The organism is Sulfurisphaera javensis (assembly GCF_041154675.1).
Lineage (GTDB): Archaea > Thermoproteota > Thermoprotei_A > Sulfolobales > Sulfolobaceae > Sulfurisphaera > Sulfurisphaera javensis.
This window is the reverse complement of record NZ_AP031322.1, coordinates 2,244,838-2,257,860: the sequence shown is the minus strand read 5'-3', so window position 1 is coordinate 2,257,860 and position 13,023 is coordinate 2,244,838. Positions and strand designations below refer to the sequence as shown.

The window sequence follows — 13,023 nt, the reverse complement described above, 5'->3', positions numbered from 1 at the left end:
TTATACAATTTATACTTATGTCTAAAACTCTCCAACGAATCGATAAACAATCTGAAATTATAAGGGAAAAAGCTAAAGAAATAATTTCTGAAATAGAAAATGAAACTGAAGATCTTAAAATAGTAGCCTTTATGGAACATACTAATCCACCGCCTCAAATAAGTCCTAAAGTTATAAAGTTTAATAAAATTTTGGAATTACTCAAACTTTTAGCTCAAGATAATCCAATAGAAAAGGGAGTAGCTAAAGTAATGCTCTACTCCCCAAGCACTGGTAGATCTAGAGGTCTTACACCAACCATGATGCCTGGCTTCCAATATTTATCACCTAAAGCCACAACAAAACCTCATTCTCATAATATGGCATCTATTTACTTAGTAGTAAAAGGAAAAGGTTACTCTGTAGTTGGGGGAAAAAAGCTAGAATGGGAAGAAGGTGATGTATTCGTGGTACCGGCTAACATAGTACACTATCATGTAAACACTTCTGAAACAGAAGAAGCAATACTATTTGACGTTACAGACTCTGGTTTATTAGAGAATTTAGGAATACTAGAATTTAAAGAAGAAGAATAAAAATCAAATCTTTCCTCTTAATAGCTTAATAAGTGAAATCAATTTTTCGTCTCTCCATCTAGATAATTCTTGGAAGCTCTTGTTCTTTAAGAATTCATACTCTTTCATTTGTTGTACAGATTTTACTACTCCAGTATATGGGAATTTATCATATTTTGCTAAAGTATACATCCATTCGTTCGCACCATAACCAAACCCTCTGCTAAAGAAATATTCAAGTCCTCCTTCTCCTCCTCCTAAGTGGTAAGTTAAGAATGGCCCCATGAAAGCCCATCTTAATCCAATTGCAGCAGTCATTACTTTATCTATATCTTCTACTGTTGCAACTCCTTCATCAACTAGATAAACAGCTTCTCTAAATAATGCAAAGGCTAATCTATTTCCTATAAATCCTGGAATTTCTTTCTTTAGTACTACAACTACTCTTTCAAGTTTGTTCTCCATAAAGTCCTTTGTAGCATTTATTGTTTCTTGCGAAGTTTTTTCTCCCGGTACTATCTCAACTAAAGGTAATAAATGTGGAGGATTCCATGGGTGAGCAATAACACCTCTTTCTGGATATCTAGTCATAGCTTTTTGAATTTCAGTCATTAATAATCCAGATGTGCTACTTGCTAGTACCACGTCTTTATCTAATTTTTCATCTAACTGCCTAAATAATGCTTTTTTGGGGCCGTATTCTTCAATTATGGCCTCAAGTACAAAGTCCGTATTGTTTATAGCCTCATTGAGGTTAGTCGTAGGATGAACTTTTTGTAAATAATAATCTGGCTCTTTATCTACTAATTTATAATCATATAAAACTTGTAAATAGCCTTTAATTTTAGCTAATCCTTTATCTAACGTTTCTTTTTTTTCAGTATAAAACCAGTTTTCGTACCCTTTTAAAGCTAATAGTGTACTCCATCCAGCACCTATAACTCCAGCTCCTATTACGGAAACCGTCTTTATCTCTCTCATAGTTTTTAAAAAGTATAAGCAGTATAAGTATTTTTCTTTCCTACTAATTATGGCTCATAATTTTAATTACTTAAACCGAATTCTAACTTATGCTCACAGATGAATTAAAAAGTTATATCGATAAAATATCTCCCAAGCTACAAGAAAGATTTGATAAAAGGGAAAAAGTATTGCTTATAGCTAGAGAAGTTATAAGATACTCTGGTGAAACAATATCTCTTTCACATAGATTAAACAAGGAAGAGGCATTAAAGAAATACAATTTAGCTTTACAAAGGCTTGATGAGTTGAGAAAAATAATTGATGAATACCCAGAGTTGCTTTACGGTGACGTTGGAACAGCATTTCAAGAGATTTCTGAAGCTACAATAGTTCTTTCAATGTATTTTAATGAGAAACTTAAGACGGCTGAAGATTTAGGAATACCAGAAATTTATTACATTTTAGGCATAGCTGATGCAATAGGTGAAATGAGAAGAAGAGTGTTAGAATTATTAAGAAAAGACCAAAAAAGAGAAGCTGAAGAGACTTATAAGATGATGGAGGAACTATATGAACTTCTATGGACGTTAGAATATCCAAAAGCCGTGGTACCTGGTTTGAGACAAAAAATAGACAATCTTAGAAGATTATTAGAGGAAACAAATCACGATCTATTCTTAGCTCATTTAGAATAAGTTTCCTTTATATAATCCACTAACCTCTGAGCAACGTTTATATTAGTAGCAACCATAAATCCTTTAAATTCTGGTACATCATTCAGCTCATTTACTACATATCCTTTAGTAGGGTGTTCTAGGATATCTATGGATACGAACTCTCCGTGAACGATACTGACAGCTTTTACTACAGTCTCCCTTAACTTATCTTCAATTTCTATTTTTGATGGAGTTCCTCCTAAAGCCACATTTGCTCTCCATTCATTTGGTGGTATATTCCTTGCGTAGCATCCAACTAATTCTTCACCTATTGCTATACATCTTATGTCTCTCCCTTTATATTGTATATACTCTTGTACTATATGTGCCTTTAACGCTGAATTGCCCATTAGTTCTCTGTGCTCAATTATAGTCTTTCCTTCAAAAATGTCTCTAACTAAAGAAACTAATCTTCCCCAACTTCCTATTGGTGGTTTGTCAATAAGTGGGAATCCTTTCTGCTCATAAGCTTTTAAAGCAGCTTCAGCAGAAAGCGCTATTATTGAGTCTGGGATTGGTATTCCTTCTCTATATAATTTAGAATACGTAAGGATCTTATCCCCACATACATTGATAACATCACTTGAGTTTATTGTATGAACGCCAGCAGCTTCTAACACTGCTGAGGCATATAAAGCCCTATACATACTTACTGGTCTTATTATAGCTACATCGTATCTTCCTAATGCCTTGTTAAATGGTAATGGTTCTTGGGCTACGTTTATTATATCGTATTGTATTTTGCTCTCTTCTAATGCTTTTGCTATTAATTTCTCCTCTTGCCTTACAATATCAACAATTAATGCTACTCTCATATTCCAGCACCATACTCACTTATTTCATAGTACGTAATGTTTGGATAAGAAAAAGCTCTTGTAACTTCAGCTCCTAATCTACCGTTTAAGATGATTGGTATATTATAATCCACGGCAATACGCCTCACCTCATAATCTATATGTTTAAGATAACCATCGGTTACTAGAATTTCAACTTTTCTGTCTCTGATTAGATCTATTGTTTCTTTAACACTCTTCTCTTCAATTCCTATACTTGCATCTGATAAAGTATATACTGTTAAACCATATTCCATTAAGTTCTTTGCAGCTATTTTAAGATAGTCTATGTTTGTTTTCCCATAAACTAAGGCAATTCCGCCTTTGTTTGGTAATCTATTTGGACTAGATGATAACCAACTCTTTAACAAAGCATCATAAAAATCTATACCTAATGATGCAGCTTCTCCAGTACTTCTCATCTCTGGTCCTAGGAATGGGTATGCCCCCTTTAATTGTGCCCATGAGAATTGAGGTGATTTTACACCCCATACCTTAGATTTTAACTCAACAAATTCATCTGTATTAAATCCGTTTAATATTCCATCAAGGGCTAACGAGATTATGTTTTTACCAACTACTTTGCTACTAAATGGCATAGATCTGCTTGCTCTTAGATTTAGTTCTATAATATAAGGCTCATTGTTTTTAACTACGAATTGAACGTTAAATGGCCCTTTTATTTCTAATTCTCTAACTATTGAGTGAACATTTTCTTTCATTTTTTCCACTGTAGCTACTGACATTTTTCTATAAGGTATAGACATAGTAGCGTCTCCACTATGTACACCAGCCTCTTCCACATGTTCTAATATTACACCATAAACTCCTTTACCATCCGCAGCCGCATCTATTTCAGCCTCTATTGCATCATTTAAATATTTTGAAATCACTACAGGATGTTCTGGGGATACCTCAGTAGCTCTCTTTAGATATTCCATTAACTCAAGGTCATTATTCACGATCTTCATTGCGGCTCCACTCAATACGTAACTTGGTCTAATGAGAACAGGATATCCGACCCTATTAACAAACTCCTTTACTTCCTCTAATGATCTAGCTGATATCCACTCTGGTTGTTTTATACCTAATTTATCGAGTAACTTAGAGAATTTCTCTCTATCTTCTGCTGTATCAACACTTTTTCCAGAAGTACCTAATAATCTTACTCCTTCTTCCTCTAGTTTTTTAGATATATTGTTACCTATTTGACCTCCAGTAAATGTCGCAACATAAGTAAACTTTTCCTTTTTAATTAGATCTAATACTCTCTCTACAGAAATTTCATCAAAATATAATTTTCTGGCAACATCCCAATCTGTAGATACAGTTTCTGGATTATAGTTAAGAATAGCAACGTCATTAAAGTACTTTAAGGAACTGTCAAGTAAAGATACGACACCCCAATCAAATTCAACAGATACTCCGATTCTAAATCCACCAGCACCTATTATAAGTAATTTATTTCCAGTACTAGAAAACTCTATATCATCTTCGCTCCCGTTATAAGTTACATAAAGATAGTTAGTGACTGCAGGCCATTCTCCAGCTAGAGTGTCTATTTGTTTTACTCTTGGTTCTATTCCAAATTGTTCTCTCATTTCCCTAATTTCATTTTCTTTCTTACCAACTGCTTTAGCTATTTGTAAATCACTAAACCCAAGTCTTTTAGCCTTTAGTAATGTATCTTTATCTATCTCTTTTTGTTTAATCAAACCTTCATAGAACTCAACTAAATTCTTTATCTTGTTAAGGAAGAACTTATTTACTCCAGTAACATTGTAAACTTCATCTATACTTGCACCTTCTTTAAACGCTTTAGCAGCATAGAGAAACCAGTATGGTCTTCTCTCTTTAAGATGTTTTAATGCTTCCTCTTTAGTCATCCTAGAGAAGTATATTTTTCCTCCAACTATTCCAGGCTCACCAATATCAAGCATTCTTATAGCCTTTTGTATAGCTTCTTCGAATGATCTTCCAATGCTCATAACTTCTCCTACACTCTTCATTTCTGAAGCTAGACTTATTTCGACGTTTTCGAACTTTGCTAAATCCCACCTTGGTATTTTTATTACTACATAATCTAAGCTAGGCTCAAAGCAAGCGCAAGTTGATCCAGACACCTTATTTAATACTTCATATAGACTATAGCCTAAAGCCAACTTTGCTGAGACATAAGCTAAAGGATAACCAGTTGCCTTACTTGCTAAGGCACTAGATCTTGACATTCTCGGATTTGTTTCAATCACGTAGTAATTGTAACCTTTAGGATCTAGTGCAAATTGTACATTACATTCACCGATTAAATCTATTGACTTCGCTACATCCATTGACATAAATCTCATATCCTGAAATTCCTTATTGTCTAAAGTCTGACAAGGTGAAATAACTGTAGATTCGCCAGTATGAACACCCATTGGATCTAAGTTTTCAATACATGCAATTACAGCAGAATTCCCGTATCTATCCCTCATTACCTCATATTCTAATTCGATCCAGTGATGGAGATATTTTTCAATAAGAACCTCATGAATATAACTTTGGCTCAAAGCTCTACCTATATCTCTTTTTAATTCTTCTTCATTCCACGCAACTATAGAACCTCTACCACCTAAATTAAAGCTGACTCTTACCATTACTGGATATCCTATTTGTCTGGCTTTTTGTAATGCTTCCTCTTCACTTCTGGCAGAAAGACTTGGTGGAACTGGTAAACCAACTTTAATCATTGTCTCCCTGAATTTTTCTCTACTTAAAGCTCTTTCAATACCTTCAATAGGAGTTCCTAAGACTTTTACACCATACTTCTGAAGAACACCTCTCTTATACAAGTCTACACCAACGTTTAATGCTGTCTGGCCTCCAAATCCTACCATTATCCCATCCGGTCTTTCTTTTTCTATAACCTTTTCAACGGCCCACCACGTTACGGGGATCATATATAACCTATCAGCAAATTTTTTACTAGTTTGTACAGTAGCTACATTAGAGTTTACTAATACTGTTTCTATTCCTTCCTCTTTTAATGCCTTTAATGCCTGACTTCCAGAATAGTCAAACTCAGCTGCCTCAGCTATTTTTATTGGACCAGAACCTACAACTAGTACTTTCTTTACAGATTCACGCATTTCGACTCACCATTTTCTTAAATTTATCGAATACCCAAGTAACATCCCAAGGTCCAGGTCTTGCTTCTGGATGGAATTGAGTGGTAATTATAGGTAATTTCTCGTGCATCCAGCCCTCTATTGTGCTATCATCTGGATTATAAAACCAAAGCTTTGTATTTTGAGGTAAATCTTCCTTAGAAAGTATTCCATAACCGTGATTATGTGTTGTAATGTAACACTTGTTTGTTGTTACATCTATCACTGGTTTGTTTATAGCTCTATGCCCGAATTTCATCTTCTTTACTTTACCTCCTAAAGCTAACGTTGCAACTTGATGACCTAAACAAATACCAAGTATAGGGATTTTATATTCAGTTAAGTCCTTGAAATTCTTTATGACATCTTGTAATAAATTAGGATTGCCTGGACCATTACCAAATACGATCCCCTTTGGATAATAATCCATAATCTTGTCAGCAGTAAACTTACAAGGTACTCTAACTATTGTAAATCCTCTTAAGTGTAGCTGGTAAAGTATACCATGCTTTATACCACAATCTACTAAAACTATCGTTTCTCCGCTATTTCCTAAATGTACAATCGGAGCTTTAGGTGAGGTAAATTGTGTAAAATCTATTTCGTCATATTTCTTCTCTAGATATTTTCTAGGATCTTCTAACTCATATCCGGAAGCAATAACTCCCATCATAACTCCATGGCTTCTTACTTTTTTTACAATACTTCTTGTATCTACATCAGAAATTCCAGGAATTCCTTCACTAGCTAACCATTCATGCAGGCTCTTAGATGAGTTCCATTTAAATGGATCAGTTTCTTCAGCAACAACTAGTCCCTCCACTTGAATTTCTTCAGATTCAAAGTTAGTTAATATTCCTTCTACTCTTTGTTTCTCTGGTACTCCATAGTTTCCTACTAATGGATGGGTTATTACTAAAATTTGCCCTCTATATGAAGGATCAGTTAAGCTCTCTGGATAACCATTCATTGACGTTGTGAATACCACTTCTCCAGCCCTAATTGTCCTAGCACCAAAACCACAACCTTCAATTAGTGTACCGTCCTCAAGGTATAAGTAACCTTTGTAACCTCTCTTACAATATATCATCTTCTATCACCTTAAGTTCATTTAATTTTCCCAAGATTTTTTCTTCATAACTTTTAAGCTTATTCTCATCCTCTATTAGCCTGTTTTCTTTATTTTTAATTTCTTCTGCTAATAATTCTGGATTAGGTGAGCCTATAACTGCTTTTTTATATATAGAAATTTTTGGTGAAATTTCAGATATAAAAGTGCCCGCTCTAATCTTGTTAGCCACTTCCATATAAGCTTTTCTGTACGGTATTCCAGTAATAGCCAAGTCTTCAGCAACATCTGTAGCAGTTATTTTTTCATCAACTTTAAACTCTTGGACTTCAATACCATTTATTATTGAATTTATTACTTCTAGTGAAGGAATTACCATTTTTATGCAATTCCAATAATGCTTATTCATTTCTTGTAAATCTAAATTATAACCAGACGGTAAACCTTTGTAAATAACGTAAAGGGAAGATAGATCTCCAAAGCATTCCCCAGCCTTACTTCTTAAAACCTCTAAAGTTACGGCATTTCTCTTTTGTGGCATTAAACTACTGGTACTAACATGTGAATCTGGAATTTTTACTAAATTAATGAACATGGAGGAGAGTAAAATTAAATCTTCAGAAATTCTACTTAAAAACAGCATAAGTAAGGATAAATTAGAAATCGATTGAATTAAATCAAGTCTAGAGGAAGTCGCAGAAATAGTATTATATATAATGTCATCAAAACCTAGCAATTCTGCTTCTCTTTTTCTATCTAACTTTGCATTTGTACCTACAATAGCACCACTACCTAAGGGAGATCTATTTACCATTAAAAGAGAAGAGAAAAGATAATTCCAAATAGAATACAATTCATCCTCTATATAAAGTAAGTAATGAGCTAAAGTTGAAGGTTGTGCTGGCTGAAAATGAGTATAAGTTGGGAAAAGAATTTCCTTACTTACTTTGCTTTTTTCAATGCAAGTTTTTCTTAAATCTAATAAACTATAAAGAATATCAATCAAATACTTTCTCACTCTAAGTCTTAATGCCGTAGCAACGTGATCATTTCTACTTCTTCCAAATCCTACCCACCCTCCTTCTTCTCCAACAGTTTTTATGATATAATCTTCTAAAGCTTCATGAACATCCTCATATCCCTCTTTAATTTCATGAAAAGAATTAATTGCACTAATTATTTTTCCTGCTATTTCTTTATTTAAATAACCAGAAAGATACAATTCAATAACATGAGCTTTCATGACAAGTTTTACTTCCTCTAGTATTTCCTTGTCACTTTCAATAGAAGAAGTATAAGTTGAAACGTAATCTTTTTCTGAACCCCATTTTCTGTAAAGAACCACTACTCTCTCACCTGTCTTGTAAGCAATGAATGCATACCATAAATTTCAATAAATCCTCTTGCCATTTCGTCTGTAGGATACCAACCCTTATTATAACTTGCTACTTTTTCTGAGAATGGAGAGTACTTTGAACTTCTTCCTAGTATTCTCATTCCATTTCCTTCAATCTCAACTTTAACTTCGCCACTTACCCATTTGTTTAAATTATCTCCAGCTAATTGCAACGTCTCTCTCAATGGCTCAAACCATAAGCCTTGATAAACCAAATCTGACCATTGCGCATCAATCATTTTCTTAAACCTTAATTCTAACGGGGAATACACAGTCTTCTCTAAGTCTTTATGTGAATTTATCAAGACTAAAGCTGCAGGAACTTCATATACTTCTCTCGATTTAAATCCAACAACTCTATTTTCTAAATGTTCTACCCTACCAAAACCATACGAACCAACTAAATCATTCAATAATTGAATAAGTTTAACTAAGTCTACTTTTTCATTATTTACTGAAACAGGAATTCCTTGATTAAATTCTATGCTTAATGTTAATTTACCGGAATTTCTCTTTTTAGTCCACTCAAAAGCATCTTCAGGAACTTCTTTTGAAGGATCTGATATATCGTCTCCTTCAATGCTTCTTCCCCATAAGTTTTCATCTATACTATATTTACTGCTTTCTGTTTTTATCGGAATACCTCTTTCTTTAGCAAATTCTATCTCTTTTTCTCTAGTCATATTCCATATTCTTGCTGGCGCAATTATTTTTGCTTCTGGATATAGAGCTTTAACAGCTAAGTCAAATCTTACTTGATCATTTCCCTTAGATGTTGAACCATGAGCTATGTACTCAGCGTTCTCCTTCTTTGCTATTTCTACTACTTTTTGGGCTATTAATGGTCTTGCTAATGCTGTTGACAACGGATATACATCTTCATATAATGCATTCATTTTAATTGCATACGAAATGAAATTCTCAGCAAATTCCTTTTTTGCATCAATTGTATAATGTTTTAATGCACCAGCAATATATGCTCTTTTTTCTATATCTTCAAAATTATCTTTTTGCCCTACATCTACAGTAACTGTGATAACGTTAGCGTTAAAGGTTTCCTTTAGCCATCTTATTGCTACCGTTGTGTCTAACCCACCAGAGTATGCAAGAACTATTTTCATATCGGCTTTGTTGATATATGGAATAACTTAAAAACTATGAGGATAATGAAAAAAACGTCTTCTCTAAAAATAGAATGTTAAAGGAGTCCTTTAGCCCTCGCTCATTCTTTTCTTCATATAAAATTCTAGAGCTTTTTTAAGAAAATCAGTTCTATTTTGAAAACTCATTTTTTTACTATATTCATCAATAGTTGCAACAATTTCTTCCCTAAGCCTAACACTAACAACCTTTTTCATATTCTCAATATAGTAATACCAAATGTTGTTTAAAAGTATAAAATTGATGTAGGAAAACTAAACAACTTTAAAAAATGCGAGGATAAAATAAAAATCCATTAACTTACTGAAGTAAGTATTACGGTTTGTTTATCCTTCTTATACTGTTCTAGTCTTTCAAGCATTGTCTTCATAGTAGCTGTAAGTATGTCTTTATGGTATTTTCTCACATGTTCTTCTGTATCTTCTTTCGGAACTGTAACTTTACATATTTCACAAACATAAAGATCTTTTTCGTTTTTCTTAATTATTGGTTTAATATCACTAGCAATTTGTTTAATAATTGGAATAATTTTTCTTGCTCTGCCCTCGCTACCACTCTTCTCAATAATCCTTTGAGCATAACCCCTAAGCTGATGTTTTGATATCTGATACTTATATGCAACTGAGGCCGGCCCTTCTCCCTTGACTAGATATTCTTCTAGTGCATCTAATATATAGTCGCTACCACCTAGTATCTTTAATGCTATATAATTTACCAAAGATTTTGTATCCATTTGTTTCATATTTAATCACTAGAAGGCTATATTATCGCCAGAGTTTAAAAGGACTTCATTAAATGCTATATATAGAGAATTTCGTTCTTATACGTCGTTATTTTAATCCCTTCGCCTTTTTCCACATAACCTAGTTCATACACAGTCTCTTTTTTACTCAAAAATTCAATTATATCATCTTTAAGATCCTTTGAAACAAATATAATCATGCCTATACCCATATTGAAAACTTTATACATTTCAAAATGAGGTACACCAGAATTCTCAATTGCTTTAAAAATTTCGGGTGGATCTGGCATTTTTAGATTAATCCTATAGTTTGTTATTCTTTTTAGCTTAGAAAATGAACCACCAGTAATATGAGCTAAAGCTTTTATTTTATCTAAGATCGGTATTACAGAAGACGAATATATTCTAGTAGGTTTCATTAGTTCTTCTCCCCAATCTTTAAGCGAAAGCTTCCCTTCATCTATCAATTTCCGTATTAGAGAATATCCGTTAGAGTGAACGCCATTGCTTTTCAATCCTAAAACAACATCCCCAGGCTCCACATCTTCACCAGTTTTCAATTTTTCAGCTATGCCTATAACTGAGCAAGAAAGATCATATCCAGTTATTACTCCAGGCATTATGGCAGTTTCACCACCAACTATCTCTATTTGAGCTTCATCGGCTCCAAACTTTAGACCCTTCATCACTTTTTCTACTACATCATCCATTGGCTTTTCTAATGCTAAATAATCAACACCAGCTAATGGTTTTGCACCAACACAAACTAGATCATTAACGTTCATAGCAATACAATCAATCCCAGTAGGTTCAATTATTCCCGTTTTTAACGCTAAAATAGTCTTTGTGCCTACTCCATCAACATGTATGGCTAAATACTTGTCGCCAATTTTTATTGCCCCAGCATAATGTCCAATTTTTAAAACACCAGAGTTAGAAAAAATGTTTGAAGCAAGATTATGATAATCCTTTAGTTTATTTAAATCAATTCCAGCCTTTTTATACTCACTCACCATAGACCACCATTTGGTGACCAATCCGCGGAGGCTCCTAGAATGCCTTTTCTCTCTCTCGATTTGTAAGTATATCTTACAATCTCTGCTTTCTCGACTTGATCTTGAATAGTTCTTCCTATATCATGTCTAAATATTAATTTAGTATTCGAGCTAACATAATTAAAACATTTATCGAGAATCTCAGAAGCCTTATCAAAATTATCAATTACAACTAATTCTAGAGCTCTTGAACCTTTAGTAATTAATTGCATACCTTCTAAAGAAACTGAACCAAAATAAACTTTACAACCTAATTCTTTAAGTTTTTGCATGTCAACGTTAATAACATGATTCGAAGCCATCGTTTTATTTAGTGGATAGCCTAATGGTGCAACGGCTCTTACTACTGAAGGCGTTGGATTAACTTCTATTTTAGCCTTACTTAATCTTCTCGTAGCTAAAAGTTCTAAAACTTCCCCGAAATCACTTTGTATCCTCGGAATTATAGCAGAAGCCTCTGGATCTCCTAATCTGGAATAATACTCAATTATTGTAGGACCCCACACTCCGGTAAGCATCATTTGTCCAGATAAAATTCCTATATAATCCTTTTCCACCTCTTTCTTTATTGCCTCAGCTGTTAGCTTTACAATTTCAAAGGATTTCTCATACTCTTCCTCATTTATAAATGGAAGACCATTATTTGGACCAGATATAGAACCCATACCCCCGGTCTCTGGACCAATTCCATCCTCATAGGCGTGCTTATAATCTTGAGCTAATGGTAATGGTAATTGAGTATATCCGTCAGTTAGAACATGAAGAGTATATTCCGGACCGTCTACCTTTTCCTCTATTATTACCTTTACTTTATCATTAACATAACTCGCAATTCCATCAATTCCTTTTGTAATAGCATTCCTTTTTTCGTTTGATAAGTAAGCTTGTAGATCTGCAACTACTTTTACTCCCTTTCCTCCTATTTGTTCAGAAGGTTTAACAGCAATTGATCCACCATACTCTAGGATAAAATTTATTGCATCTCGTATATCTTCAAATGCTTTAAACCTTAATCTACCCGGGATATTATATTTCCACATTAATTCCCTCATCCAAACCTTCGATTTCTCTATCATTGCACACTCTTTATCTGGTCCAACAACTGGAATACCTTCTTCTCTAAAGGCATTAGCAACTCCATGGAATAAAGGATCCTCTGGCCCAATTACTCCAAAGTCTGGATTAACTTCCTTTATTATTTCTTTCACAAAAATTGGAGAATTTATATCTCCTTTGAAATATTTTCCACCAGTTTTATCTACTGCCTCTTTTATACCCGGATTTATGTAAGAAGAGATCGCATAGACCTTATATCCTTTTGGAGAGCTAGCTAACGCATCAGCTAACGCGTTTTCTCTTGCCCCATCCCCAACTAATAGAACTTTCAT

Annotated in this window: 12 protein-coding genes; 2 read left to right on the top strand and 10 right to left on the bottom strand. The window is 33.8% G+C overall.

All coding sequences use genetic code 11. From position 1 onward, the window contains the following. Positions 1 to 17 precede the first annotated feature (17 nt). Positions 18 to 575 carry a cupin domain-containing protein gene (locus tag ACAM25_RS12535; RefSeq protein ID WP_369610039.1) on the top strand — a complete coding sequence of 186 codons (558 nt, stop codon included), beginning with the start codon at positions 18 to 20 and terminating at the stop codon, positions 573 to 575. A gap of 3 nt (positions 576 to 578) precedes the next feature. Here ACAM25_RS12535 and ACAM25_RS12530 read toward each other — a convergent pair whose 3' ends face one another. Next, positions 579 to 1,535 carry a 3-hydroxyacyl-CoA dehydrogenase family protein gene (locus ACAM25_RS12530; RefSeq protein WP_369610038.1) on the bottom strand — a complete coding sequence of 319 codons (957 nt, stop codon included), beginning with the start codon at positions 1,533 to 1,535 and terminating at the stop codon, positions 579 to 581. A gap of 89 nt (positions 1,536 to 1,624) precedes the next feature. Between ACAM25_RS12530 and ACAM25_RS12525 the strand changes: the two genes are divergently transcribed. After that, a complete protein-coding gene (locus ACAM25_RS12525; RefSeq protein ID WP_369610037.1) occupies positions 1,625 to 2,212 on the top strand; it encodes a haloacid dehalogenase in 588 nt (195 codons plus the stop codon). Here ACAM25_RS12525 and lysX read toward each other — a convergent pair. The 9 genes from lysX to purD form a co-directional block, all read right to left on the bottom strand. Next, positions 2,200 to 3,048, bottom strand: coding sequence for a lysine biosynthesis protein LysX (gene lysX, locus ACAM25_RS12520; RefSeq protein ID WP_369610036.1), 849 nt, complete (start codon positions 3,046 to 3,048; stop codon positions 2,200 to 2,202). The two genes, ACAM25_RS12525 and lysX, sit on opposite strands and share 13 nt — an antisense overlap. Continuing rightward, positions 3,045 to 6,194 (bottom strand): carbamoyl-phosphate synthase (glutamine-hydrolyzing) large subunit, encoded by a 3,150-nt coding sequence (gene carB / locus ACAM25_RS12515; RefSeq protein WP_369610035.1) that lies wholly within the window; start codon positions 6,192 to 6,194, stop codon positions 3,045 to 3,047. The genes lysX and carB overlap by 4 nt, the downstream gene beginning before the upstream one ends. Continuing rightward, positions 6,187 to 7,302, bottom strand: coding sequence for a glutamine-hydrolyzing carbamoyl-phosphate synthase small subunit (carA, locus tag ACAM25_RS12510; protein WP_369610034.1), 1,116 nt, complete (start codon positions 7,300 to 7,302; stop codon positions 6,187 to 6,189). The genes carB and carA overlap by 8 nt, the downstream gene beginning before the upstream one ends. Beyond that, entirely contained in the window at positions 7,289 to 8,626 is a 1,338-nt protein-coding gene (argH, locus tag ACAM25_RS12505) for an argininosuccinate lyase (protein WP_369610033.1), read from the bottom strand. The genes carA and argH overlap by 14 nt, the downstream gene beginning before the upstream one ends. Continuing rightward, a complete protein-coding gene (locus ACAM25_RS12500) occupies positions 8,626 to 9,798 on the bottom strand; it encodes an argininosuccinate synthase (RefSeq protein ID WP_369610032.1) in 1,173 nt (390 codons plus the stop codon). Before ACAM25_RS12500 ends, argH begins: the two co-directional genes overlap by 1 nt. A gap of 90 nt (positions 9,799 to 9,888) precedes the next feature. Next, positions 9,889 to 10,035, bottom strand: coding sequence for a ribbon-helix-helix domain-containing protein (locus ACAM25_RS12495; RefSeq protein ID WP_369610031.1), 147 nt, complete (start codon positions 10,033 to 10,035; stop codon positions 9,889 to 9,891). Positions 10,036 to 10,133: 98 nt separating this feature from the next. After that, the gene (locus ACAM25_RS12490) at positions 10,134 to 10,580 is read right to left on the bottom strand and encodes a hypothetical protein (RefSeq protein ID WP_369610030.1); all 447 of its coding nucleotides are present in this window, start codon (positions 10,578 to 10,580) and stop codon (positions 10,134 to 10,136) included. Between the two features lie 56 nt (positions 10,581 to 10,636). Further along, positions 10,637 to 11,596 carry a phosphoribosylformylglycinamidine cyclo-ligase gene (purM, locus tag ACAM25_RS12485; RefSeq protein WP_369611689.1) on the bottom strand — a complete coding sequence of 320 codons (960 nt, stop codon included), beginning with the start codon at positions 11,594 to 11,596 and terminating at the stop codon, positions 10,637 to 10,639. Further along, a complete protein-coding gene (gene purD, locus ACAM25_RS12480; protein WP_369610029.1) occupies positions 11,590 to 13,023 on the bottom strand; it encodes a phosphoribosylamine--glycine ligase in 1,434 nt (477 codons plus the stop codon). Before purD ends, purM begins: the two co-directional genes overlap by 7 nt.